Origin of the sequence: Litoribaculum gwangyangense, assembly GCF_039543505.1 — a bacterium.
Taxonomy (GTDB): Bacteria; Bacteroidota; Bacteroidia; order Flavobacteriales; family Flavobacteriaceae; genus Litoribaculum; species Litoribaculum gwangyangense.
In genome coordinates, this window is record NZ_BAABJW010000002.1 from 214,351 (window position 1) to 241,321 (window position 26,971).

Annotated in this window: 23 protein-coding genes; 13 read left to right on the forward strand and 10 right to left on the reverse strand. The window is 33.0% G+C overall.

The features are described from left to right. Positions 1–141: 141 nt before the first annotated feature. Both ABD963_RS06545 and ABD963_RS06550 read right to left on the reverse strand, forming a co-directional pair. Positions 142–381, reverse strand: coding sequence for a hypothetical protein (locus ABD963_RS06545; RefSeq protein WP_345276153.1), 240 nt, complete (start codon positions 379–381; stop codon positions 142–144). A 71-nt stretch (positions 382–452) separates the two neighbouring features. After that, a complete protein-coding gene (locus ABD963_RS06550) occupies positions 453–1,235 on the reverse strand; it encodes an MBL fold metallo-hydrolase (protein ID WP_345276154.1) in 783 nt (260 codons plus the stop codon). A 206-nt stretch (positions 1,236–1,441) separates the two neighbouring features. Here ABD963_RS06550 and ABD963_RS06555 point away from each other — a divergent pair, with 206 nt between their 5' ends. The 7 genes from ABD963_RS06555 (at position 1,442) to ABD963_RS06585 (ending at position 10,198) form a co-directional block, all read left to right on the forward strand. Beyond that, positions 1,442–2,785: a coiled-coil domain-containing protein gene (locus ABD963_RS06555; protein ID WP_345276155.1), complete on the forward strand. Its 1,344-nt coding sequence runs from the start codon at positions 1,442–1,444 to the stop codon at positions 2,783–2,785. Between the two features lie 165 nt (positions 2,786–2,950). Further along, a complete protein-coding gene (locus ABD963_RS06560; RefSeq protein WP_345276156.1) occupies positions 2,951–4,015 on the forward strand; it encodes a hypothetical protein in 1,065 nt (354 codons plus the stop codon). 57 nt (positions 4,016–4,072) lie between these two features. After that, positions 4,073–6,046, forward strand: coding sequence for an AAA family ATPase (locus ABD963_RS06565; protein WP_345276157.1), 1,974 nt, complete (start codon positions 4,073–4,075; stop codon positions 6,044–6,046). Positions 6,047–6,113: 67 nt separating this feature from the next. Next, positions 6,114–6,698 (forward strand): NUDIX domain-containing protein, encoded by a 585-nt coding sequence (locus ABD963_RS06570; RefSeq protein WP_345276158.1) that lies wholly within the window; start codon positions 6,114–6,116, stop codon positions 6,696–6,698. Position 6,699: 1 nt separating this feature from the next. Further along, positions 6,700–7,935 carry a DUF6638 family protein gene (locus ABD963_RS06575; RefSeq protein WP_345276159.1) on the forward strand — a complete coding sequence of 412 codons (1,236 nt, stop codon included), beginning with the start codon at positions 6,700–6,702 and terminating at the stop codon, positions 7,933–7,935. 44 nt (positions 7,936–7,979) lie between these two features. Continuing rightward, a complete protein-coding gene (locus tag ABD963_RS06580; protein ID WP_345276160.1) occupies positions 7,980–8,504 on the forward strand; it encodes a hypothetical protein in 525 nt (174 codons plus the stop codon). Further along, positions 8,501–10,198 (forward strand): hypothetical protein, encoded by a 1,698-nt coding sequence (locus tag ABD963_RS06585; RefSeq protein WP_345276161.1) that lies wholly within the window; start codon positions 8,501–8,503, stop codon positions 10,196–10,198. Before ABD963_RS06580 ends, ABD963_RS06585 begins: the two co-directional genes overlap by 4 nt. Before the next feature lie 498 nt (positions 10,199–10,696). Here ABD963_RS06585 and ABD963_RS06590 read toward each other — a convergent pair whose 3' ends face one another. Both ABD963_RS06590 and ABD963_RS06595 read right to left on the reverse strand, forming a co-directional pair. After that, positions 10,697–11,161 (reverse strand): GNAT family N-acetyltransferase, encoded by a 465-nt coding sequence (locus tag ABD963_RS06590; RefSeq protein WP_345276162.1) that lies wholly within the window; start codon positions 11,159–11,161, stop codon positions 10,697–10,699. Then, a complete protein-coding gene (locus ABD963_RS06595; protein ID WP_345276163.1) occupies positions 11,151–12,170 on the reverse strand; it encodes a formimidoylglutamase in 1,020 nt (339 codons plus the stop codon). The genes ABD963_RS06590 and ABD963_RS06595 overlap by 11 nt, the downstream gene beginning before the upstream one ends. Before the next feature lie 114 nt (positions 12,171–12,284). Between ABD963_RS06595 and ABD963_RS06600 the strand changes: the two genes are divergently transcribed. Both ABD963_RS06600 and ABD963_RS06605 read left to right on the forward strand, forming a co-directional pair. Beyond that, the gene (locus ABD963_RS06600; RefSeq protein WP_345276164.1) at positions 12,285–13,169 is read left to right on the forward strand and encodes a chromosome partitioning protein ParA; all 885 of its coding nucleotides are present in this window, start codon (positions 12,285–12,287) and stop codon (positions 13,167–13,169) included. Positions 13,170–13,602: 433 nt separating this feature from the next. After that, positions 13,603–14,178: a Crp/Fnr family transcriptional regulator gene (locus ABD963_RS06605; RefSeq protein WP_345276165.1), complete on the forward strand. Its 576-nt coding sequence runs from the start codon at positions 13,603–13,605 to the stop codon at positions 14,176–14,178. Positions 14,179–14,318: 140 nt separating this feature from the next. Here the strand turns inward: ABD963_RS06605 and fumC are convergent, their stop codons facing one another. Then, complete coding sequence (gene fumC, locus ABD963_RS06610) at positions 14,319–15,716, reverse strand: class II fumarate hydratase (RefSeq protein WP_345276166.1); 1,398 nt, start codon at positions 15,714–15,716, stop codon at positions 14,319–14,321. Positions 15,717–15,918: 202 nt separating this feature from the next. On the opposite strand from fumC, the gene ABD963_RS06615 reads away from it, so the two are divergent. After that, positions 15,919–16,092 (forward strand): hypothetical protein, encoded by a 174-nt coding sequence (locus ABD963_RS06615; protein ID WP_345276167.1) that lies wholly within the window; start codon positions 15,919–15,921, stop codon positions 16,090–16,092. A 70-nt stretch (positions 16,093–16,162) separates the two neighbouring features. Here the strand turns inward: ABD963_RS06615 and ABD963_RS06620 are convergent, their stop codons facing one another. The 4 genes from ABD963_RS06620 to prfB form a co-directional block, all read right to left on the reverse strand. Then, positions 16,163–18,718, reverse strand: coding sequence for a TonB-dependent receptor (locus ABD963_RS06620; RefSeq protein WP_345276168.1), 2,556 nt, complete (start codon positions 18,716–18,718; stop codon positions 16,163–16,165). A 98-nt stretch (positions 18,719–18,816) separates the two neighbouring features. Further along, complete coding sequence (gene arsC / locus ABD963_RS06625) at positions 18,817–19,158, reverse strand: arsenate reductase (glutaredoxin) (RefSeq protein ID WP_345276169.1); 342 nt, start codon at positions 19,156–19,158, stop codon at positions 18,817–18,819. Further along, entirely contained in the window at positions 19,158–19,775 is a 618-nt protein-coding gene (locus ABD963_RS06630) for an HAD family hydrolase (RefSeq protein WP_345276170.1), read from the reverse strand. Before ABD963_RS06630 ends, arsC begins: the two co-directional genes overlap by 1 nt. Next, positions 19,772–20,882, reverse strand: a protein-coding gene (gene prfB, locus ABD963_RS06635) for a peptide chain release factor 2 (protein WP_345276171.1) whose coding sequence is annotated in 2 segments (ribosomal slippage) — positions 19,772–20,818 and positions 20,820–20,882 — 1,110 coding nt in all. Because the reading frame shifts where the segments join, the coding sequence is not laid out codon by codon here. The genes ABD963_RS06630 and prfB overlap by 4 nt, the downstream gene beginning before the upstream one ends. Before the next feature lie 79 nt (positions 20,883–20,961). Between prfB and ABD963_RS06640 the strand changes: the two genes are divergently transcribed. Both ABD963_RS06640 and ABD963_RS06645 read left to right on the forward strand, forming a co-directional pair. Next, entirely contained in the window at positions 20,962–23,373 is a 2,412-nt protein-coding gene (locus ABD963_RS06640; RefSeq protein WP_345276172.1) for a zinc-dependent metalloprotease, read from the forward strand. Between the two features lie 4 nt (positions 23,374–23,377). After that, positions 23,378–24,400, forward strand: coding sequence for a threonine aldolase family protein (locus tag ABD963_RS06645; protein WP_345276173.1), 1,023 nt, complete (start codon positions 23,378–23,380; stop codon positions 24,398–24,400). Between the two features lie 29 nt (positions 24,401–24,429). On the opposite strand, the gene ABD963_RS06650 is transcribed toward ABD963_RS06645, so the two are convergent. Beyond that, positions 24,430–24,753, reverse strand: coding sequence for a YbaB/EbfC family nucleoid-associated protein (locus tag ABD963_RS06650; RefSeq protein WP_345276174.1), 324 nt, complete (start codon positions 24,751–24,753; stop codon positions 24,430–24,432). Between the two features lie 88 nt (positions 24,754–24,841). On the opposite strand from ABD963_RS06650, the gene ABD963_RS06655 reads away from it, so the two are divergent. Further along, positions 24,842–26,902, forward strand: coding sequence for a S9 family peptidase (locus ABD963_RS06655; protein WP_345276175.1), 2,061 nt, complete (start codon positions 24,842–24,844; stop codon positions 26,900–26,902). The last annotated feature ends 69 nt before the right edge of the window (positions 26,903–26,971 follow it).

Genomic DNA, 26,971 nt, shown 5'->3' on the forward strand with positions numbered 1-26,971 from the left:
TACAACTAAGTTTCCTAAATCTCATTATTTTGGTCTGCTCATAAACTTAAAAGAAATTATTATTTCAGCTGACTGTAATTTTTTTTTTTGAGGCAATAAATACATTAATAGCTAAAAGGTTTATTTAATAGAATTCATTTTTTATTTATTATCACCACCATACATGTGACCTTCTGTAAAATCTTGATAAGGCTTTTCTTCGTACTCAGCTATTTTTTTGTTCATTTCATCTAATCGCTCATTTTCCTTTTTTAGTTTATAGGACTTTCTAATACCTAAAAGCAAAAGCACACTAAAAAAAACGACTACGACAATCAACATCGTTACAATGCTGGATTGGTCAACTAATAAAAAAAATGAGAATAGATTAAGGGGCATCATGAATGCACTTAAATTTGATTGTTAGATTATCAAATATAGAATAAAATTACTAAATCCTAAAGGTTAAAGACTTAAGATTTTGGGTACCAATCAAGTTGTACAACTTCAATATTAGGGTTCGCTTCATGAACAATAGATTTAAATTTTTCTACATCACTTAAACCACCTTGTCCTCTGTAGTGATAAGGATATACTTGCTTTGGTTTAAATTCTAAAACAGCACTAGCAGCACTTTCTACAGTCATAGTATATGGTAAATTCATGCATACGAATGCTTTATCAATATTTTTTAAAGCACGCATTTCAGGAATATCTTCAGTATCGCCAGAGAAGTATACTCGTTCTCCCGAAAAGGTAAAAACATAGCCGTTACCTCTTCCTTTTTCGTGAAATTTTAGCGCTTCTTGACGCAAATTATACATGGGAATAGCCTCTATCATAAAAGACACAAAGTTTTTAATTTCTCCATTATTTATTATTACCACGTTTGATTTTAATTCCTCGGGTAGCTGCTCTGCAACTGCTTTTGGTGCTAAAATTTTAGTTGTTTTTAAGTCTAATGCTATAAGGGTTTCTATATTCATGTGATCTCCATGAATATCTGTAATTACAATAAAATCAGGTTTATTGAAGTCTTTATACGCTGTTGCGCCTAGTGTTGGGTCTATGAAAATTGTTAAATCACCAAATTCTAGAACCACACTGGCGTGCTCAATTGGGTGTATCTTTAAAGTTGGTTTTTCAACAACTTCTGCAATCATTTTAATTTCATCTATGTCTTTTTTTTCTTTATTATTCTTACAATTTGTAAAACAAATAATAGAAAGCAACAGCAATAGTATTTTAATTTTCATTTTTGTATCTGATTAAGTTTTAAAGATAATTTATTTTCATCAGAATAAAAAAATGTAACATTTCAATTATTTCACATACCAATAAATTAAAGCATCAAATTTTATATTAAAAATCTTAAACTAAACTTTCATTTACTTTTAGAAATGATTTTTTTTATAGAAATTGCTTATCCTTAAAATGTTCAATTTAAAACACAAACCATACTATGTCTGATGATTTTGATTTATTAGAAACCAATTCAAACGAAAAAAGCGAAAAAGTGGATGTTAACTGGGGAAAAGCCATTGACACCATGAAATCTAAATTGTCTCAAGAGGATGACCCTCAAGTAAGACAAAAAATTCTTAATGCTACCTTGGATGATGTCGTTCATATGGCAGAAAAAGATAGAACCACCTTATTAGATGCTATTAAAGATTTGACGGATTATCAAGATGAAGTTGGTATTATTTTTGAAAAATTTTCAGCTTTAAATCCAACAGAGCAAAAAGTAATTGATGATGCTCAAAAAGCCTTGGAACGTGCTAGAATTGAGTTAGAAGATGCCCAAGCAAAACCAGATACTTGGTGGAACAACCTTTGGGGTAGAAAAAGTAAAATTGCAAAAGCTGAAGCAGGATTAAAAGAAGCTGAAAAAGTAAGGGCAGGAGCCGATAATAAGGCCAAAGCGATGTTTCAAGAGCGTATTGAAAGTGCCGATGTTCAAACCTTATTAAGCGAACTATCCTATAAATCGCAAGCCGCTGTTTCGCGTCTAAAAAACCGAGAAATTGAGATTAAAGAGGTAGAAGATAAATTACAAGATGCCATCGTTGAAGCTACTAAAAATCATACCAAAGCTTTAGAGAAAAAGAAAGAGGTTGAAGCGAAACTTGAAGAGCAATATGCTTTGTTAAAACAAGCTCGACAAGAATTGGAAGATATTGTGGATAAGCAGTCTGCAGATTATGCGCAAGCCGTTGGGAAAGTCACTCAGCTTGAACAAAAAGTAGAAGAGTTGGAAGGCCTTAAAAACGCATATACAACCCTTGCTGCGAGTAAAGACAGCTTCGTTCACAAACATAATTTAACCATTAAGGTATTAACCTCATTACGTAGTAACTTGCAAACACATCGCGCTAAATTAAAGAGTGATACTGAAGAGCGCCTTAAATATTACGATGGTTATGTAGTGGCTTTAAAAGCCAGAACCGACCAAGAATTTGCGGCAATTTTAGAGCATTTGGGTGTAAAAACTGATGAGCATATTGGTGAGACTTTAGCTTCGATGCATACCGCTAGTGCCAAAGCACGTCAAGACATGATGGATAACATCCCGGTTCACGAAAAAGTGATGCAAGGCGTTTATAGTAGTTATGCTGAGGCATTGCAGGAAATTCGTGCTAAAGATGGTGAAATCCAAAAGAATTTTGCAGAGCGTTACGGCATCGATATGAAAGAAATTTTTGAAGATTACTATAAAGCCGATGCCAATAAATCAGCTGGTGAAGATGGTAAACCTGAGGGTATAACAAAGCCAAAAGCCAGTGAAGACGATTTATTGTCTTAATATAATGTGAGCGTTACCCCGATGTAAAAATCGGGGTCAGGCTTTTCGCTAAATCTTTTGCCACAAGCAAAAGGATATCGCTACAATCCTTAACGCACTGATCAATAATCTTTCAGGTTCCAGTAATAACTTTTAATTTCAAAATCTTCACCTTTAACTAAAATAATGTCCATAAACCACATCGTAACACCCTTAGATTCCGCTATTCTCGACTCTAAAGAGCAATATGTGTTTTACCATAAAATGATAGATTTTGCCTTTAAGGAATTGATTGTGGCCGTACAAAGGGAAAAACTTTGTAACGATCAAGAGGTGTTATTATTTAAGCAATACTGCGATTTGCTTTTGTATTCTATTGAAGCGATGCGTATCAAGTATATGTATGATGAAGAGGACAATATGAAAGTCGATTTAACCGATTCAGGTTTTCCAAACTATTTGGAGTTTCGCTATTTATTTAATGATTTGGAATTACGTGATGAATATTTAGAAAAACTAACCCCTATAGCTACTTTAAAGCAAGAGTTTTTGGAAACTTTAATGCATAAAAAGCAGGTTATTAGAAAAAGTAAACTGTTTCAAGCGGCTTCTATAGTGTATTATTCGTCGGTAAACAAACAGTACATTTTTAATCGATTTGTACAAGGGAAAATATTAAGTGCTCCAAAAGGCTCACATGCAGATTTATTAACGAGTTGGAGCTTTTATGATGTGTCGAATAACCGACCCTTTATTTGCTTCATGTATTTCAATTATGATGGTAATCGCGTTAATGATTATAAAGATGATATTTATGAGGTTTTAAAAACCACAGCGGATAGAGATATGCCTTTAGACACTATGGCGTATGCTATTGACAGACGATTGCCCAAAATATCTCCAAAACTCATTAAACGCATCGATTTGGGACCTTTACACAATGTATTTGCGAAAGATGAAAACGACATTACCCATGCTATTTTAAAAAGCATTGGTCAAAAAGAAATCCCTTTGGAATCGTATGCAATTTCTTTGCGATTGGACGAATTAAAATCGAATAGTGAGTTTAAAGAAGGTAGTTTTTTTAGTAAACAAATTCTCCAAAAATGGGATACTGTTTTAAAACAAAAGTATGTGTTTGCACCACACCGCATCATTCAATTGCTTTACAATAAAACACCAGAGCTTATGAATAAGTTGGCAAAAGCGCCTATTGAAATTGCAGACCTTAAAATAGACATAAAAAAGTAAACAGTCACAGTATTCAGTTTAGTATAACATTAACGGAGTATTGAAAACTTATAAAACATGGAACATAATTCAACATTTCCCATAAAATTATCCGAACTCGATATGCTTCGTGACGAAGCAGCCTCTTACCTAAAAAGTGTGCAATGGGAGCAAGGTGCCAAAGCTAAAAGCAGAGATAAAGACACTAAAGACGAATCTATTTTATTGTATTTATCACGAGCTAACAATGGCTCTAATACTGCTGAAATCACATCGGTTTCCAAAACGATTTTAGCTTTAAAAAAGCGTTTATTGCCCGATTCTGTGGCGATTCCTATTTATTTGAATCAAACCCTTTTCGCCGTTCAGGAAGGTTTAACTCTAGGTATTTGGATTAAAGATAGTTACTATGATGCTTCTGGCTTATCCAGTTTAAACGAGAATAAATCAGCTTTAGATAACAATGGAAAGCGTGAGTTTGAAAGCAAAATGCTTACAGCAACAGCGTTTATGCTATTTTCAGCAGCTTATAAAATTCTAAACGATTTAAAACCGTATGCTTCAGACGATTTGAGTGTGATGAAACAAAAGTTTGCCGGTATTCCTGAGGTGTCTTTCATGTCGCCTATAAAAGGTATTTCTTGTGGTTTGTTTTACTATGACAAGTATCTGGGGCATCCTGAAATCATTAAGTCAGATAAAGATGTCATTGATTTTACGGTGGTTTATTTTGAAGCACTGATTGATGAAATCCAATTGCGAAAAAGCTCTTTAGAATATACCGAAACCATTGAAGACAGAACCTATAAACTTGAAAAATCGGAGTTTGCTATTTCGGGTTGGAATAATGTATTTCAAGGCACAGCAAAAAGTATTGAGTTTAATAAAGTCCAGTTTGAACAAATTGTTGGAAACCGTGATGCTAAACATTTTGCAAGGCGTTTAACTGAGCGCATGTTAAGTTACGACTTTACAGCAAAAAAGAATCCGTTTCAAGAACTTGGGGGTTTTATGCCTGTATTTATGGGGTATGGAATTCCTGGAACTGGGAAAAGTATGTTAATTGCAGCCATTGCCACTCGTTTGAAAGAACACTGTGATACATTAGAGATTCCATTCTTATTTCACCCTATGCCAGATACTTTGATTTCAACCTTTCAAGGGGGTTCTGCTGAAAAAATGGTTGAGTGGATGAAACCCCTGCAAGACCCAACAAAACTCATTTTTGCACCTATTGACGATGCCGAAAATAATTTGCAAGAACGAACAACCCAAGGTGTTTCAGCAGGCGTGAAAGAAGTTATTGGCGTGTTTTTAAGATATACTGAAGGTGCTTACGCTGTGAATTATGGTAACAGTTCTATTGGACTTTTCACCAACCTTCCAGAAATGCTGGATAAAGCAGTAATTTCTCGTGTTCAAGGCCGTTTTAAAATTGATGGTGCCAGAACCGAACACGATTTTTTAGATCAAGATCATTTATGGTGGCGAAAATTAGATGACACCATACCCGATTTTGTAAACATGCAGGGACCAGAAAATTACAGCTATTTGCAAGACCAAGGTTTGGCCAAAAACATGGGAGAGATTCTGAATGTTGTTGAAAAGCCCTCAGAAGATCGCGTGCATGCTATTTATGATACTGTTGAAAAGCAATTTAAAATTAATCAACATTTATTTTATGCCAATTTGTACAAGGCCATGCAAAAGGCATTTCCGTTTTTTTCATCACGGGATGTTCGAAATATTCAAAGTGCTATTTCTTTGCGTTTAACCGATTTTGATTTGGAGGAGGATTGGTTCGAAAATCCGGAAATTTATTTCAAAAAGGACTACGATACTAAATTCAATATGCTACAAGAATTGATGCGTGCGAATATGAAAGGCTTGGATTTTTCTGAAATCCGCCGTCAAGAAGTGGTTCGTTATTTAGACAATGTAGCCACTATTGCTGACACCGATTTTAAACGAAAAGTTGATGCCCGTGTGAACCAAATTAACATTGAAAATGAAGCCAGAAAAGCGTTTGAAATGAGCAATAAGGAATCATGATAGCAAAGAATATGATTAAATGCGAATTTCATCTGACCTTTTAAAACAATAAAACAAACAGATGAAAATGGAAGATAAATTAAGATATATAAAAAAGCATATTTTATCAAGTGAATGGGCAACGCTTTACAGAGTAGATTACGATTATAAATTTGATGATGGTAATTGGAAACGGTTATCTCGCGAAAGTTACGATAGAGGTAATGGTACAGGTATCCTGTTATACAACACAAAAAAGCAAACTGTTATTTTAACCAAGCAATTTAGAATGCCCGCTTATGTCAACACAAAAAAAGATGGATTGTCCATTGAGGTTTGTGCTGGAGCTTTAGATAAAAATGAAAACCCTGAAGTTTGTATTATTCGTGAAGTAGAAGAAGAAGTAGGCTACAGAATTAGTAGCGCTAAAAAAGTATTGGAATGTTATACATCTCCAGGTGCAGTTACCGAAAAAATGTTTTTGTTTGTTTCTGAATATGATGATAGTATGAAAATTAACGAAGGAGGCGGTTTAGAAATTGAAAACGAAGAAATTGAGGTTTTAGAACTACCTTTTTCTCAAGCTTTAAAAATGATAGAAGCTTTTGAAATTATTGATGCCAAAACCATTTTGTTATTGCAATATGCTGTGATTAATAAGTTGTTAGATTAAAATGCAAAAACTTAAAGAAGCCAATTTATACCGAAGTGAACTTATTCCCGTTAGCGGGAAATTAGTGGAGCGTTATAACAAATGCTTGGTGAAACTTGGGTTTACCGAAACCAAGCTTAAAACCTTTTCTATTGATGGTGTTGGTTGGAGTCCAGAAATAGCAGAGGAAAAGAAAGACAATTACTATCTAAATAATGGCGAAGCCAATCCACATGGTATTATTATTTCGCCTTTACAAAAAGGAAAACCCTTGTATTTACCGTCTCATACCTTTGATAGGGACTTGATGAAATTCGTTTTTAAAATCCATGGCGAGAAAATAAAGGATATTACCAGAGATTCTGCCATTTGTTTGGATTTTGACCAAGGCATCGATGCTTTTTATGAGCCTTTGGATGTTTTAAAATATGAAAAAATTACTGTTCATTTTCATTTGATTGATAATCTAGATCGAATTCAAAAAGAACAATTACAACTGGTGGATAAATTTAATAGGGACCATAATTTTATTGATGAAACCATCCATCAGCAATTGCTTGATTCCGCAAAAAAATATGGTGATTTGCGCAACCGTGATTTAGATTTACACGAACTCCAATACACCACCGATTCCTTTTACACCAAAGCTTTTGGTGGAGTTTACGTGTTACGCGACTTCATTACACCTATTGTGGTTTTTGAGGATGAAACATGGTATAAAGAAGCTATTAAAGACACGAATTACGAGGTATTGATATTTCATATCCATCAGCCTGAACTCATGGAAAAACTTCGAGACCATGTGATTATTGAACATGATTTAGAAAAAGTGGTCAAAACCAACCGCTACGAGCGCATCAAAAAATATGAAATGGCACAATGCTTAAAAGATACCCAACATCCCACTAAAGATATTTTAACTGACCCTATTTTATTTAAAAGTTATTTAAACAAATTGGATATTGAGTCCCGTAAAAAAGTAATGAGTGTGGAACGTTATTTGGAAAAATTGGAAACCAGTAACGAATTTAAAATTTCTGATATAGTGGACACCAAACTCTTTGAGGCTTTACACGAACCACATTCGTCCTTGGAACCAAAACACCAAGATTTAATTTGGAAATTGTTGGTGAATATTGCTCCAAAGGACGTGTTATTTTGGTATTGGTACGATAAAGAAGCCTTTTATGAGGCTTTTAAAACATGGGATGAATCCTTCAAAGATTGGGTTGTTGAAACCATTAGTAACAATATTTAAAAATTATAGACTAACTTTATAAAAGTAACCAAAATCCTAAAATCATGACACTAGAGTTAATCATCTTCATCGGTTCGATACTTTTTGGAGCTTTAATATACTTGCGAGAGTCTCAAGGAAACGGTTTATATCGATTTTTTAATAAACTCATGTATTCTAAAGACTTACAAATGAAACCTACCGATAAAAAAGGATTTGTATATCAGCAAAAATTTATTATCAGATTGGTTTTTATCGGATTTTTATTTTTGATAGGAATTCTGGTTACACGATTCTTAATTCCTATAGATATTGCCACCATTTCCATTTTTGCATCCATGATTGTGGGTACTTTGGCAGGAACCTATTTAGCAAATTTTATATTTAAATCCAGTGAAGTTATTGATAAAAAAAGTGACTCATTGGAAGATATGGTTCATGATACTATTGAAAAAGGAAAGGATTTTATTGAAGATTTGAAAACCAAAGATGCCAAAGTGGTTGAAGAAGCTAAAAAAGAAATCAAAAAGCAATCTGAAACTGAACAAAAAAGTGCTAGGGAACGTTTAAAAGATAAAGGTTTATTATGATTAAAAACTATTGGCGAAAAGGCATAAAGCAAAAAACAATAACCATTGTTGTTTTGCTCATTCTACTCATAGCTTTGTTTGTATTGCGAGATGATTATCAACCTGCATTGTTATTCGTTAGAAAATACATTTTTGTTATTATCTTGAGCGTCATTGTGTTGTTTTTTGGATTACGAAAATTTAGAAGTTCGGCAAGTACAATCGGTAGGCTTGGTATTTTAGGAATACTATTAGTTTTCTTTGGGATTTTATATGTGGTGGGTTGGCATTTTAAAATGTACGATTATATGAAAACCTATAATGTGTTTAATCACTTAAATAAAGTTGAAATAAACGAATTACCCTTAACCCGAAACGAACGCATCCAACCTTTACGCAATATCTTTTCAATGGCTAACGAAAGCGTTGGCGAAACCAAAGATGTGTCGTTACCGCATTTGGTACGCATAGGTGATGAAAACAAATGGACCATGGCCATTCAACCGACTGAAAAGTATGTTTGGCAAGGTATGACTGATAATACCGAGGAAGTATTTGCTGTATCTAGTACTACGCCATTTCCTAGGTTTTCTAGTGAAAATAGAATACCGGTAACCTTTTCCATAGGTGAATCATTAAAATTTAGTAGAAACACTTATAATGCCGTGGTACAACGGTTTAATTTTTTTCAATTATTTACTATGGAACCCAGCGATACCTATTACATGAAAAACGATACTGGTCAGTGGGTGGAAGTTGTTAGTTTAATTAAATGGAAAGGGTTTCTATTTCCGTATCCAACCTTTGGAGGCGTAATGGTTATTGATGCTGGAGAGCATGATTTTAAAGATTATATAGAACGTATTTTAATTGGTAAAGGAACTTACATAAGTCCCATTGAGATGAAAAACCACCCCTATTTAAACCGTCAAAATACACTGGCCGAAAAAGTATCGCAATTGCAAGCAGAATCATTAAAGTTTTTAGGTGGGTTTAGCGATCCGCTGCCTTGGAATATGGAAACCGCTGTTAAAATACCAGAAATGCCAAAAGACCAAAATCAGCAACCTTATGTAACCGATTTTGATTTCACGGATACCGATACCGATGCTTATAGCGGTTTATATCATTGGTTTGGGTTAGAACCCGTAGGGGATGAGCGTACCAGTTTAAGTTTTAGTGTCTTTATTCCAGCTGATGGTACCGATAAATTATATTATTACAATCACGCCGCTAAAAAACAAGGTTATGCAGGAGTTTCGGCAATGCCATTAAAAGTGAAAGAATCGCGTAAAGAGTACGATTGGACAGCCAATACACCCGTAGAGTTTCGCCCTTATATAAAAAACATAGCCGGAAAAAAGCGCATGTTTTTTATGGGAACTGTTTCCTCTATTAGTGATAAGAACACTAAACAATTTGATGGGTCTGCCACTCCAGATTTGGTATTGATTGATAGCGAATACCGCGATGTGGTTTGGATTGATGTGAAACACCCAAGCCAATGGGATAAAACGGTTTATGATCAATTAAATGAAGCATGGCGAGCCAGTGAAAAAATAGGTTATTATTTTGTGGAAGAAACCAAAACTATAGAATTGGGTGAAACGTTTCAAGATTCTATCAATAAAGTTATACTTATTGAGGATGATAAAACCAAATTACTTGAAAAACTTCAAAAGCAAATTGATTCTTTGAAGGCTGTTGGGAATTAGAATGAAATTTAAATTAATATATATACACTATATTTTCATTCTATTTTTTTCATTTTATACATGTTATTTTGATGTAATAACTTTAGACTATTATTATGAAAAATCCAAGTTTATCGATTTGAAATTTATAGACTTTATTTTTTCATTTCAAGCTTTTAAAATATATTTCTCTTCCTTAGTAATTATTTTTCCAGTTACATCCATTTTTTTCAAGAGTAAAATTAGTTGGATTGTTATTAGTGCGTATTTTTATTATTTAATTTTTTTGATTTTATTTTCTTCTGTTGATGAAGATTTGACAGATTTTGACAATATTATTTTTATGCTCATTTTTTTATCAGGGATTTCAATCCTTTTATTAAGCATGATTTCAGAAAAAATAAGCTATAAGTTTTATAGTATAAAAAAAGACAAATTAATGGGAAGTAGTATAATCTCGTTTACAGTAGGCTTTTGTTTTGGATTATTTGGGTATTTGTTGAGATTTTTGACTAGTTTTTAAAATACCAACTCCATTTTAATATTACTACGTTTATATGGGCTGTTGGGTTCTATTGGAAATTCCACAAAACCATATTTTCTGTAAATATAAATAGCGTTTTCCAATTTGGTGTTAGAATAGAGTGTAAGTTTTGGCAACCCGATTTCTTTAGCAAAATCAATACAGTGTTGCATCAATTGTTGACCAATATGATGCCCGCGATGGTTAAGAGAAACTGCCATTTTTGTAAGTTCAAAAAGACTGCCATCTTCCCAGGGCATTAAAGCTAGTGTACCAACAATATCATTATTAAGTTTGGCAAAAAAAATATATCCGCCTTTATTAATGATATATTTTTCAGGATTGCTTAAAACTTCCTCATCAAAGGGTTCCACATAGAATAAGGTTTTTAACCATTCTATATTTAGTTCATAAAAATCTTTTGAATATTGTTTATCAAAACCAATTATTTCAATGGCCATTTGCTTTAATAAAATCGGTTATCAAATAGGCAATAAGCTTACCAATTTGGGTGGCTGTTTTTTTTGTTGGAACAGCTTCACAAATATGCAAATAGGTAGCATTTTCGTGTGCCGCAAAAAAGTGAAGAAAGCTTCGGGTTTTGTTAACGCTAAATCCACTTGGTGTCATGGCGCTACTAGATATATTTTCGATAGCATCACAATCTATTTCAATGCCAAAAGTATTATCTGAAACAAAATTTGAAGCCGTTTCTAAGGCATCTTTAAACTTTAATTTGTTTCTTATTTCTATAGCATCAAACGTATTGTATGCTATATTTTTGAATTTATCTAAGATTTTAAAAATCTTGTCTGAAGTATAATTTTCATGTAATCCAAATATGAAGTAATTACTTAAAAATCCTTCCGCGAAAGCGTAACTAAATCCATTACCGCTATGGCGCCCTTCCTCGGCTCTAAAATCGGAATGGGCATCAAAATTTATAACGTTAATAGGCTTGTTTAAAGCTAAACTCGTACCTTTTATGTTTCCGTAAGCATTGTTATGTCCACCACCAATGATGATTGGTTTTTTGCCAGCCAATACAATTTGATAAATTAAATGTGCAACAGAAGCATCCATGGTTTCAACTAATTGTCTCGCTTTTTGAATCTCCTTTTTTTTTGAGGTATTTAATTTCGATATAATTTCTAACTCATTTGAAAAGTCCAAATGTCCTAATATCAGAACTTTTTTAGCTTGAGTAAATGTATTGTTTTGAATGTTTAACAACACTTTTAACGCAGTTTCCCAAGCTTTTGAAGTACCAGGTTTACCTAGGTTAGCTAAAACACCAATATCCTCAGGTAAACCTAAAATTACATAGCTAACATCCAAATTTATAAGTTGTTCGTATATATTGGAAATGCTGGTTAATATTTGAACGTGTTCACCAAATTTGGATTCACCAGAGCGTTTGTTTAATAATTTTTTACGAGTAGTATTGTTGAATAGAACGAGGTTATCCATAAAACTAAATAGATTTTGAAATTAAAAGTACGTCATTATTTATTTATAGCATTAAGAAATTAGCATTAAAATTTAAACAAGAATTAACATTAAAAAAAACAAAAACAAGTAATTATGGAAAACAACAAAAGTAGCATGGGCCTTAAAGTAGCATTGGGCATTGCAGTAGTTTTATTTTTAGCAACTGGCTTTTATACCATGAATTTGTATTCTAACAGTAAAAAAGTACAACAAGATTTAACTGAAGAAAAACAGTTGGTAATGAATGATTTAAACGCCATGGCTAAACAATATGATGAGGCCATCGGTGAGAATGAAGTTGCCAATAAAAATTTGATTGAAGCAAGAGCCAGAATTCAAGGGTTGATAGATTCTTTAAAAATTTCTGAGACTAACGTTAAAAGCTTGTGGAGATATAAGAGCAAATACTTAGCCCTACAAAAAGAAATGGATGTATTGTTGGCTCAAAATGATTCATTAAGAGTTGAGAATTCCTATTTAGCAACCTCTTTAGACAGTACACGTGTACGTTTGGAGGAGCGTACTATTTTTACAGATTCATTATTGGTGCAAAACAATGCCTTGGCAGAAGTAGTATCTGATGCTTCCGTGCTTACAGCAGTAGATTTAAAGGCGTCAGGAGTTATAGTTAGAACTTCAGGAAAAGTTATCCCAACTGAAAGATCTAGCAGAAGTGATAAAATTAGAATTTGCTTTATAGTAGCTAAAAACAAATTAATTCAAGCTGGCGAGCAAGAATTGTATGTTCAGGTTATAGACCCTAAAAACAACACTTTAGGTTTAAATGAACAAGTTACTTTTGGTGAAAAAACACTTAATTATAGTTTGATTAGTAAGTTTAATTATGAAAATGCTAATCTTAACATCTGTGAGTTTGTAACTCCAAAAGGTGATGCAGATTTTGTAGATGGGCGTTATATTGTTAATGTTTTTAACGAAAAAGATTTAGTTGCTACATCTGAGTTTACTTTAAAGTAAAATTTTTAATATAAAACTTAAAAGGAATAAACCTCAAACTTTTTGTTTGAGGTTTTTTTATTATGTTTCATTTCCAGCAATTCAGTAATTTAGAAAATCATTTATAATTAAAAAAATTAATTGTTTGAGTATTTATTATATTTATACTTTAAAACATGTATAACTAAAGCCACTAAATCTTTTAAATGATTTAAAAATTACATCAGGATGAATAATGTTGTTTAAAAAGAATGATTAAAGTTTGATAAATGATACATTTAAACAATCTTATTGGTCTATTGCAGAACACTTAAAAGATATGTTGGAGATGTTTTAATTTTCGTAATAATTAAAACATCTTTATAAATTTAAAAATAGGTTTTTGTTTTAGGATTGATGTTAAAAGTAACATTTTCTAAAATGAATATTCTAATGCCATTTAAAAATAATTTTAATGAATTCTACATTAGCTTTAATAAATTCTTTATCTAATACTTGTCCTGATAGTTTTTCCAAACTAATTGAAATATCGGAATATAGAAAAATTAAATCGGGAACCCAATTGGTAATGCAAGGTGAAATTACTTCAAAAGTATATTTGCTTATTTCAGGCGTAGTTAGATGTTATTTGATTACGGAATCAGGTAAAGAATATAATAAAACCTTCTATTTAAATGATAGCTTATTCGGTTCTTTAACAGCATTAATTCAGAAAAAACCATCCTTATTCATTTTTGAAGCACTAACTGACTGTAAAGTATATGAATTGGAATTTTGTAAATTAATGGAGTTATGTAAAAAAGATATGCACCTTAATACATTATACACTAAAGTACTAGAAGCTACATATATCAAGTATGAAAAGCGACTTATTGAATTGATTACCTTGGACGCTAAGGCTAGATATTTAGAATTAAAAAAACAAATCTTGGATGTTGATGACTTAATAACTCAATATCATATTGCTTCTTATTTGGGTATTACACCAGTTCAATTAAGTAGGATTAGAAAAAAAATTGATCTCTCTTAACATTTGTTAACCTTTGTTTATTCGTTAAATAATACATTTGCTATGATTTCCTTTTCAAAATTTAAAGGATTGATAGCTAACCAACCAAAAAAAAACAGGTAAATAATTACCTGTTTTTTTATTTAAAAAAAGTTTCATTATTACTTTAAACCACCTACCATATCTTCAGGTTTTACCCATTCATCATATTCATCTGCCGTAACATAGCCTAAATTAACAGCTTCTTGCTTAAGTGTTGTGCCGTTTTTGTGTGCTGTATTGGCAATTTCAGCAGCTTTGTAATAGCCAATTTTAGTATTTAAAGCAGTTACTAGCATTAAGGAATTGTTTAACAGTTTATTAATTATTTCATTATTTGGTTCAATTCCAACGGCACAATTAATATCAAAACTCACACAAGCATCTCCAATTAATTGGGCAGATTGCAAAATGTTTGCAGCCATAACAGGTTTAAAAACATTAAGCTCATAATGTCCTTGTAAACCACCTACGGCAATGGCTACATCGTTACCTATAACCTGTGCACAAACCATAGTTAAGGCTTCACATTGTGTTGGATTAACCTTTCCAGGCATGATAGAACTTCCAGGTTCATTTGCAGGAATAATAATTTCGCCAATACCACTTCTCGGTCCAGATGCCATCATTCTAATATCATTTGCAATTTTATTTAAAGAAACAGCTAATTGCTTTAAGGCCCCATGTGTTTCTACTAAAGCATCATGCGCTGCTAAAGCTTCAAATTTATTCGGTGCCGTAACAAATGGCAATTCGGTAAACTTAGCTATATATTCTGCAACGCGTTTGCTATAGCCTTTAGGCGTGTTTAGTCCAGTACCAACAGCAGTACCTCCTAATGCTAGTTCGCTTAAATGAGGTAAGGTGTTTTCAAGAGCTTTTAAACCATGATCTAATTGTGCAACATAACCTGATATTTCTTGACCTAATGTTAAAGGTGTAGCATCCATAAGATGTGTACGACCAATTTTAACCACTTTTTTAAAAGCTTCAGCTTTTTTATGAAGCGTATTTCGCAATTGTGTAACTCCTGGAATAGTTATTTCTACTATTTTCTTGTAAGCCGCAATATGCATTCCTGTTGGAAAGGTGTCATTCGAAGATTGTGACTTATTAACATCATCGTTGGGCTGAATGACCTTTTCACCTTCACCAATTATTTTTCCAGCTAGTTGTTGCGCTCTGTTAGCTATAACTTCATTTACATTCATGTTACTTTGGGTTCCAGAACCTGTTTGCCAAATCACTAAGGGAAATTGGTCATCATGTTTTCCAGCTAAAATTTCATCACAAACTTGAGCTATTAAATCACGTTTTTCAATAGGTAAAACTCCAAGTTCACAATTTGTAAATGCCGCTGCTTTTTTAAGATATGCAAATCCATAGATTATTTCCAACGGCATAGATGCCGGAGCGCCAATTTTAAAATTATTTCTGGAACGTTCAGTTTGTGCGCCCCAAAGTTTATCAGCGGGTACTTTAACCTCGCCCATGGTATCTTTTTCTATTCTAAAACTCATTTTAAAATGATTTAATTTAAGTTACAAAGTTAATCGTTTTAATGTTCTTTTAATTATGATATCTGTTAGTTTTACAAGTTTTTTTAAACGATTTTGATATTTTTTTATTTGGTTAAAAACTCTGTTAATAATTTTAAATTTCATATTGTTTAACACATCTCTTTGCCTTATATTTGCATTATATTTAAAAAAGATACTGCATATGTTTGAATTTGACCAATATTTAGGCTTTTTAGCATTTTTAACCATATTAACAATTGGTTTTTGGTTAATGATATTTTTGTTAACCTTTGTTATACCGTATTGGATCGGAGGTTCTTTAATTGAAAGATTAAAAGAAATTAGAGAAGAAAAGAAAGCCAAACGTCAATCTTAAACATAATTACATATTATAAAATAAAAGGAAGCTAATTGAGCTTCCTTTTTTTATGGCTTACTGTTATCTATTATCCTTCATAATCGAAATCATCATCATTTCCTTGATTCTGATATCTACGTTCGTTACGTTTTTTCTGTTGGTTGAAACGGTAAATAAATGATAAATTAATTTGTCGTTGCCTCCATTGCGATTCGCTATATCTTTCAAAAAACTCTGTAGTTGTCAATGATTGATAACGTCTTGAATTAAATAAATCTCTAGCGTTTAAGGAGATATTCCCATTGCCATCCCAGATTTCTTTACTAAGCGCAACATCCATAGAGAAAATACCGTCTGTGTCCGTTTGGGCATCTTGTCTAGCACCTCGGTAATTAGCGTTGGTTTGCCAATCTACACTCCAAGGCAATTTTATATTAGAACTAAATCTTGCAAACCAACTTGTGTTTTTAGCGCTGAAATCTACGCTATTAAATTCACCATCAGTTTCAAACTGAAAGAAGTTGAAGCTTGAATTAAATCTAACGTTTTTAGACGGATTATATAAAATACCTAGTTCAGCACCAATTCTTGATTCTGTAGAGAGATTTATAGGTATGGATCTTACAATTTGTATATTATCAGGCTGTGTAAATTGATTGGTTTCCTCTTGTATACGTTCAAAAGAATTAGTTTCTTTTTGGTAGTATATTGATGAGGTTAAAGTTAATTTTTCCCAACGTTTTAAATAACCCAAGTCAACTGCATTTGCAAAAGCTGGTTCAAGGTTAGGGTTCCCTTGGAATACGTTAGTTCTACTTGATCTAGAGGGAACAGGATTTAAAAACCATCCTCGAGGCCTATTAATACGTCTGTTATATCCTATAGTTATACTTTCTTCGCTATCAGAATCTGATCCACCAATATTAAATATTAAATTTAAAGTGGGGAATAGACCTAGATAGTTATTATCAAACTGAGTTTTAATAGGAAATTCGTATGCTTCTTGTAATTCTTGTTCCGAAAGCCTTGAATTTATGTTTCCTTTGAGTTGTGTGTGTTCTAAGCGTAAGCCTAGTAAAAAGGAAAATTTTCCTAATTTCGAACCATATTGGCTGTAAAGCGCATTTACATTTTGATCATAATCGAAGACATTAGTGAAAATATCATTAATTTCAATTACTCCAGAATTAAGGTTCTCTTGTTCTAATATATAATTGGTAATTTCATTTCGAAAATTTCCTCGATAACCAGCTTCAAATCTAGAATCTTCTCCTAAAGGTAAAACATAATCAGCTTGAAATAAATACTCAGTTTGATCTTCGTTTTGAGTTTCTTGTTCTATTTGAAAAGGTTCTGGATTGGTTTGGTTGGTTAAAATGTAATCTTCATTAAGGGAGGTAAAACCTTCTTCTTTATCAACTTCATATTGAAAATCTGCTGTTAAAGTATGATCAGTATCTTCTCCAAATTGTTTTCTATAGTTTACCGCAATTTGATAACTATTATCGCGTTCTGTTTGTTTTTCTCGTCTTAATGTTTCTTCTACAATTACATCATTATTGATGCGTTCGCTACTATTAATGGCTAAATCAGCATCACTACCTAAGCGATAAAAAATACTTCCTGTTATCGATGACTTATCACTTAGGAAATACTCTAAACCCACATTGGCGTTATAATTTCTATTCAAGCGCTCAACATCCTCATCTTCAATAATTCTTCTAAATTGTGGCTCTATAACAGTTCCATTTTCAATTCTGTCAAATCGAGTGATATCACTAAAACTATTTCTGGGAGCATCAAAGTAACGCCATCCAAAGTTTGAAAAAACGTTAAATTTCTCGGTTCTGTAATTTAAATTTGCAGATAATCCAACATTATCTGGGTTACCAACAGTAAAATTAAAAGCACCATTAAAGCCTAATGTTTCTTTTTGTCTTAAAATAATATTTAGAATACCTGCAGTCCCTTCAGCATCGTACCTAGCTGAAGGCGAAGTGATAACCTCTACACGTTCTATGGCTTCAGCAGGTAGTTGGCTTAGTACATTACTATCACCAAAACCAGCAAGTGCTGATGGTCTTCCATTGATTAGAATTCTAACATTTTCATTTCCTCTTAAACTGATGGCTCCATCTATATCAACAGAAACAGAAGGAACATTATTTAGGGCGTCACTAACGGTACCTCCTGCAGTGGTAAGGTCTTTACCTATATTGTATATTTTTTTATCCAGCTTTATCTCTACCGTAGTTCGCTCTGCTATTATTTCGACGGCATCTAAGGTGCCATAATCAATTTCCATGCTTATGGTGCCTAAATTTTCATTTTTTTCTAAACTTTTATTAGGGAAGGTAATTTTTTTATAAGAAATGTATTCAATTGCAATGTCGTAAATTCCATTTTTAACTGTAATACTAAATTCGCCATTGATATCTGTGATACCACCATCCACAATTTTATTTTCCTTTTTACTGAAAAAAGCTACTGATGCATATTCCAACGGTAACTGGGTTTCTTTATCAATAACTTTACCAACTATGGTTACATTTTTATCAACGAATATTGAGGGTTCTTTGGGTTGAGCATTTAAAATTGTTAAACAAAAAAATAGGATATTGAGGTTGACTAAAGTCTTTAACATGGTTAGGTTTTTCTATATTTGACCACAAAGTTATTTGAAAGTTTAACGGGGTAGGGTTAATATTTTGTTAAAAGAAAAATAAAAAAGATTAAACAAAACTAAATGATATCCAAAATTCTTTCCGAAGGCCTGCCGATAATAGCTTTATTTCCGTTTATAACTATGGGACGCTCAATAAGTTTTGGATTTTTAATAAGAGCGCTTACAATCTCATCGTCACTTAAATCTTTTCCTTTAAAGTTTTCTTTCCAGATAGTTTCGTTTTTCCTAACGAGCTCAATGGGCTTAATATTTAATAATTTTAGAATATTTTTAAGGTCGTTTTCACTTGGGACAGCTTCCAAATATTTTATAACTTCAAAATCTTTTCCAGATTTTTCCAAAATTTCTAATCCCTCACGAGACTTTCTGCATCTATTATTGTGAAATATTTGAATCATTATAAATGAATATTATAAATCTTTAATTGTTGTAGGAGTTTTTCAGGTGATTCAAAATGAATACTATTGATTCCCAATTTATTGGCAGCTTCAATATTCCTTAAGTTGTCATCTATAAAAATGGCTTTTTCAGCCTTAATATTAAAGCGCTCTAAAGTAATGTTGTATATTTTTTCAAATGGCTTTCTAGTTTTTTCTTCACCAGATACTACAATTCCCTCGAACCAATGGAGGAACTCAAACATTTCAAGAGCCTTAGGAAAGGTTTCAGCGCTCCAATTAGTTAAGGCTACTAGTTTGTAACAATCTTTTTTCACCAATGAATCTAAAATTTTAACAGTACCTTCAATGGCACCACCTAACATCTCCAACCATCTCCCGTAATATTGTTTTATTTCATGTTCAAATTCAGGAAATTGGGCGATTAATGTTTTGTTTGCTTCATCAATAGTTCGACCAGCATCTTGCTGTTCATTCCAGTCTAGAGTGCAAATATTATTCAAAAACCATTTGGTTTTTTCTTCATTGCCTTCAAAGACATCCAAAAACACATATTCAGGTTTCCAATCCACTAAAACGCCTCCTAGGTCAAATATGATACTGTCTATCTCTTTCAAAGTTGGTTGTTATCTTCTGTTTTTTGTCCCATCATCATCAAATAAGCCTTTAAAAAGGCATCAATATTACCATCCATAACGTTATCTATATTACCTGTTTCATGTCCTGTTCTAACATCTTTAACTAATTTATAGGGATGCATGACATAGTTTCTAATTTGGCTTCCCCACTCAATTTTCATTTTACTGGCCTCTATATCTTCTCGTTGTGCGAGTTGTTTTTGGAGCTCAATTTCATATAATTGTGATTTAAGCATCTGCAATGCACGTGCTCTGTTGTCATGCTGAGAGCGCGTTTCAGAACATGAAATTTGAATACCTGTAGGTTTGTGGGTAAGTTGCACTTTAGTCTCCACTTTATTTACGTTTTGTCCGCCAGCACCACTAGAACGGGCCGTGGTAATTTCAATATCAGCAGGATTGATGTCAATTTCAATGGTATCGTCAACCAAGGGATATACATATACCGAAGCAAAACTGGTATGGCGTTTTGCGTTACTATCAAAAGGGGAGATACGTACCAAACGGTGTACACCATTTTCACCTTTTAACCAACCAAAGGCAAAAGGGCCTTCAATTTCCAAAGTCACAGTTTTTATTCCAGCTACATCACCTTCCTGAAAGTTGAGTTCCTTAACCTTAAAGCCACTTTTTTCGGCATACATAAGATACATTCGCATCAGCATACTCGCCCAATCGCAACTTTCAGTTCCACCAGCGCCTGCGGTAATTTGTAATACAGCACTTAAACTGTCACCCTCTTCAGAAAGCATGTTTTTAAACTCTAATTTTTCAATAAGGTTAACGGCGCTTTCATATCGATCTGCAACATCCTCAGCGGTTGCTTCGCTTTCTTTAAAAAACTCGTAAATAACCTCTAAATCTTCAACTAAAGTTTTGGATTTTTTATAATCTTCAACCCAACTTTTTTTCTCACGGAGTGATTTCATAACCAATTCCGCTTGCTTGGAATCGTTCCAGAAATTGGGATCGAAGGTTTGCTCTTCTTCGTTTTGTATTTCTATGAGTTTGGCATCGATGTCAAAGATAGTGCCTTAGTTTGTCAAGGCGGGTATTGAGATCTTTAATTTGATCGGAAGTAATCATAAGTTATTTTATTTTGAACAAAAATAGGATTTAAAGATTGATTTAAAAATAATATGTAGATTTATAAACAAAAATATTTATGAAAAAATTTACTTTAACCATTTGTTTTGTAATTATTGCTTTTCATGTTTTTTCGCAGGAATCAAAAGAAAAAAAACTGACTGATTATAAAGGGTTTTTTAATTTTTCATATGATGAAAGTGAAGACAAAATTTATCTTGAGGTAACAAAACTTAATGAAGAGTTTTTATATGTTAATGCTTTAGCAACTGGTGTTGGCTCAAATGATATTGGTTTAGATAGAGGGCAATTAGGAAATGAGCGCGTTGTAAAGTTTTCCAAGGCAGGAAATAAATTATTGCTGATACAAACTAATTTAAATTATAGAGCGATTACAAATAATGAATTAGAAACAAAAAGCGTTCAACAAGCTTTTGCTCAATCGGTTCTTTATGGGTTTATTATAAAAGAAGAAAAAGACGGTCGTTTTAAAATTGATTTGACGCCGTTTGTCATGCAAGATGCGCATGGTGTTGCTAGTAAGCTTAAAGCGCTTAAAGAAGGCGATTATAAAATAGATTTAACCAAAAGTGCTATTTCACTAGACAGGACCAAAGCATTCCCTAAAAATGTTGAATTTGAATCTTTATTAACTTTTATAGGAACTCCAACAGGTAAAAACCTTAGAGGTGTTGTTCCTACACCATCTTCAATAAGTGTAATTCAACATCATTCTTTTATAGAATTACCAGATAATAAATATAAACCAAGAGTTTTTGATGTTAGAAGTGGTGCTATACCAATGTCATATTTTGATTATGCATCACCCATTCAAGAACAAATAAACAAACGTTTTATAATCAGGCATCGTCTTGAAAAGAAAGATCCAGAAGCTTCAGTTTCCGAGGCTGTTGAGCCTATCATTTATTATTTAGACTCAGGAACACCAGAACCTATAAGAAGTGCCTTGTTGGAAGGCGCTTCATGGTGGGACCAAGCATTTACAGCCATAGGTTTTAAAGAGGCTTTTCAGGTAAAAATGCTTCCAGATGATGCAGATCCGTTAGATTGCAGATATAATGTGATTCAATGGGTTCATCGATCAACAAGAGGATGGAGTTATGGTGCAAGTGTTGTCGATCCCAGAACAGGTGAAATTATAAAAGGTCATGTCAGCTTGGGTAGTTTAAGGGTTCGTCAAGATTTTTTAATTGCCCAAGCTTTATTAAACAAACCATTTGCAGAGCGTGATGATAATTACCAACCTATGTTAAATATGGCCTTGGCAAGAATACGCCAATTAGGTGCCCACGAAGTAGGTCATACTTTAGGTTTTACACATAATTTTGCAGCCAGTACCAATAACAATGCTTCGGTTATGGATTATCCGCATCCACAAATTGAATTGAAAAACGGCGAAGTTATTTTAGATAACGCTTATAGTGTTGGAATAGGTGAATGGGACAAGGTCGCGGTAGCCTATAGTTATGGTCATTTTAAAGAAAATGAAAATGAACAAAATGCTTTGAATAGCATACTTAAAAATGCAACCCAAAAAGGATTGCGTTTTATTTCTGATAGTGATGCCAGAGCCTTAGGAGGTGCTCATTCCTTAGCACATTTATGGGATAATGGTAAAAACGCTTCAAAACAATTAGAGGCCATTTTAAATGTTAGACAAAAAGTTATTTCAAACTTTTCAGAGGATAATATTAGAAATTTTGAACCTTTTTCTGTTTTGGAAGATGTATTTGTTCCTCTGTATTTCTTACACCGCTATCAAACTGAAGCAGCAACAAAAATTATTGCAGGTCTGGATTACAATTATGCTGTTAAGGGCGAACAAAATTTTGTGGTTAAAGTTATTGAATCAGATATACAGCGAGAAGCTCTTAATACGGTTTTAAAGACACTCACTGCCGAAACATTAGCGATTCCAAAGGATAAATTAAGTTTATTCCCACCAAGAGCTTTTGGTTATAATAGAACCAGAGAATCCTTTAAAGGATTAACGGGAGTTAGTTTCGACCCTTTAAGTGCCGCTTCTACGGCAAGCGATTTAACTTTAAAATTACTGTTGCATCCAGAAAGAATGAACAGGCTAATCCAGCAAAAAAGTTTAGATATAGAGCAAATAGGAATAAAAGAGGTTTTCAATGAATTAATTAACAATACATTTAAAACAAATTACAATGATGCTTATTTAGAAGAAGTCCAACAAATGGTTAACGTTGAAGTTCTTCAGCATTTAATGAATTTAGCAGTTAGCGATAAAGCTTTCTTTCAAGTAAAGTCTGAGGCCAATGATGCTATTAACCTGTTATCAAAACTACTTTATGACAAAAAAAGGCCTGTTAAGTACGCCAGCCAATATAGCACGATGATTTCTGAATTCAGAAAAAATCCTGATAAATTTAAATTAAAGGATTCACCAAAAATACCAGATGGATCTCCAATAGGTTCTGATATTTGTAATTACAATCAAAATTAATTTTATGATTATAGACCTCCGAAGTGATACCGTAACGAAACCCTCCAAAGGCATGTTGGAAGCCATGATGCAAGCTAAAGTGGGTGACGATGTGTTTAGAGAAGATGAAACGGTTAATCTACTAGAGCGTAGACTGGCTGATATGTTTGGAAAGGAACAAGCTTTGTTTTTTCCCAGTGGAACTATGGCAAACCAAACCGCCATTAAATTGCATACCAACCCTGGTGACCAAGTTATTTGCGATAAATATGCCCATATTTATAATTATGAATCGGGCGGTGCTTCTTTTAATAGTGGGGTTTCGTGTAAATTATTAGATGAAAATAATGGCATGTTTTCTGCAGTCGATGTAGAAAAAGCTATAAACCCTGATGCTTACTATTACAGTAAAACAAGTTTAGTTGAAATAGAAAATACGGCTAACAGAAGGGGAGGAAGTTGTTGGGATTTGAGTGAGATAAAAAAAATTAAAAAAGTCTGTGACAAACATAAACTAGGATTTCATTTAGATGGCGCTAGAGTTTGGAATGCTTTAGTGGCTAAAAATGAAACGCCCAAACAATACGGGAATGTTTTTCATACTATATCGGTATGTTTAAGTAAAGGTTTGGGTTGTCCTGTGGGCTCGGTTTTAATTGGAGATGCAAAAATTATGGAGAATGCCATTAGAATACGTAAAATTTTTGGAGGCAATATGCGACAAGCGGGATATTTGGCTGCTGCAGGACTTTATGCTTTGGATAACAATGTAGAAAGACTTAAAGAGGATCACAAAAAAGCTAAAGAAATAGGAGCGGAGCTATCTAAATTATCTATCATTAAAGCCATAGAACCTATTGAAACCAATATCGTTATTTTTGAACTAAATGAAGATGTCGATGAAAAAGCATTTTTCCAAAAACTAGCTAATAAAAATGTTATGGTAATTAGTATGGGTGGTAATAAACTACGCATGGTTACTCATATGGATTATACCGATGCCATGCACGAAAAATTTATTCAGACTGTAAAAAATCTAATAATATAATCTTTTACGTAGTCTAAAAATCTTTAAATTCACTTAAAAATATCCATTCCCGGAATATTCGGCATACCTTCTTTGGCTACTGCAGCAAGTTCAGTTTCGTTAATTCTGGTAGCTTTTTCTATAGCCTTATTGAGCGTTAAAATCAAGTAGTCTTCCAGTTGTTCTCTATCTTGGAGCAATTCATTGTCTATTTCAATGGATTTAATGCTTCTGTTGGCAGTTAAAGTTACTTTAAGTTTGTTGTCATTACTAACTTCATCCACTAAAACCGAATCCAATCGTTTCTTGGTTTCTTCAACTTTTCTCTGGGTTTCTTTAAGTTTACCCATCATGTTCATCATATCTCCAAACATATTTTTTAAATTTTGTGTTATTCATCACAAAACTATTTAATTTTTCTATTTTTGAAGGCTAAAAAATTTAGAATTAAACTCCCTTTTATTGAAAACTGAATTACAAACCCCTATTGCAAAAAAAATACCTAAAACATTAAAAATTCATAACGATGTTAGAATTGATAATTATTATTGGTTAAACGATAGGGAAAATCCTGAGGTTATTGATTATTTGAATGCTGAAAACGCTTATACCAAAGCTATGTTGAAGCATACTGAAGCATTTCAAAAAGAATTATTTGAAGAAATGAAAGCCAGGATTAAGGAAGATGATACCACGGTGCCTTACAAATTGAATGGCTACTGGTACATTACCCGTTTTGAAACAGGAAAAGACTACCCCATTTACCTCAGAAAAAAGGAAACTTTAGACGCACCTGATGAAATTTTATTTGACTGCAATGTCATGGCTAACGGCTTTTCATATTTCAATTTAGGTAGCATTGCTATAAGTCCAGATAATACCATGGCAGCTTTTTCAACCGATACCGTAAGCCGAAGGCAATACACTATCCAAGTTAAAAACCTTCAAACGAATGAAATTTATCAAGATAAAATTTTAAATACTACAGGACGCGCTACATGGGCAAACGACAATAAAACCTTATTTTATGCTATGAAAGATGAGGTAACGCTTCGTTCTCATAAAATATTTAAGCACACATTGGGCTCCAAAGCTGTTAAAGATGTTGAAGTTTACCATGAAGAAGATGAAACTTTTAACACCTTTGTTTACAAAACAAAATCTAAAAAATATATTGTCATTGGGTCATCAAGCACTTTGTCATCAGAATACCAAATATTGGATGCAAACAATCCAGATGGTGATTTTAAGATATTTCAAGAAAGAATTAAAGATTTGGAATATTCAATTGCACATTACAACGACAGTTTTTACATTATTTCAAACATAGATAAATCAACCAATTTTAAAGTTTCAAAAACAAACGAAAAAGCCACTGAGGTAAATAATTGGAAAGATTTAATTCCGCATAGAAAAGAGGTTTTGATTGAAGATATCGAAATTTTCAAGGATTATTTAGTGGTTAACGAACGTGAAAATGGACTCAACAACTTGCGAATAATTAGTTGGGACGGTAAGGAAGATTATTATTTACCTTTCAAATCCGAAACCTATACGGCATACATTGGCAATAATCCTGATTTTGATAGTGACGAGTTGCGTTACGGCTTTAATTCTCTAACTTCTCCAAGTTCAGTTATTGATTATAACTTCAAAACCAAACAAAGTGTAATCAAAAAGGAACAAGAAGTTTTAGGAGGTAAGTTTGATAAAGAAAATTACGAGTCAAAGCGTATTTGGGCTCCCGCTAGAGATGGGGTTAAAATACCTATATCCTTGGTGTACAAAAAGGGAATTGAGCTTGATGGGAATAATCCGTTACTTCAATATGCCTATGGCTCTTACGGTTCAACTATCGACCCCTCATTTTCAACCATTCGTTTAAGTTTATTGGATAGAGGTTTTATTTATGCTATATCCCATATTCGTGGTGGAGAATATTTAGGTAGGGATTGGTATGAAAACGGTAAACTACTAACCAAAATGAATACGTTTACCGATTTTATTGACTGTTCTAAATATTTAATCAATCAAAAATACACTTCTAACAAACATTTATATGCTTATGGGGGTTCTGCTGGAGGTTTGCTTATGGGAGCAGTCATTAATTTAAATCCGGAATTATACAATGGTATTTTGGCAGCTGTTCCTTTTGTTGATGTCGTTACAACGATGCTTGATGACACCATTCCTCTAACCACAGGCGAGTATGACGAATGGGGAAATCCTAACGATATGGAATATTATAACTATATGAAATCTTACTCCCCATATGACAATATCGAAGCAAAAGAATATCCAAATATCTTAGTTACAACAGGTTTGCACGATTCTCAAGTACAATATTGGGAGCCCGCTAAATGGGTAGCAAAACTTAGGGAATTCAAGACAGATTCAAATAGATTGTTGTTGCATACAGATATGGATTCGGGTCATGGTGGCGCCTCAGGACGTTTTGAAAGCCTGAAGGAAGTCGCTATGGAATATGCCTTTTTGCTAGATTTAGAAGGAATTCATGGTTAATAAAAAAAAAGTTTTATTTTTGTCAGGTTTTAAGCTGTTTTTATTTTTTCAAATGATACAGTTTATAAA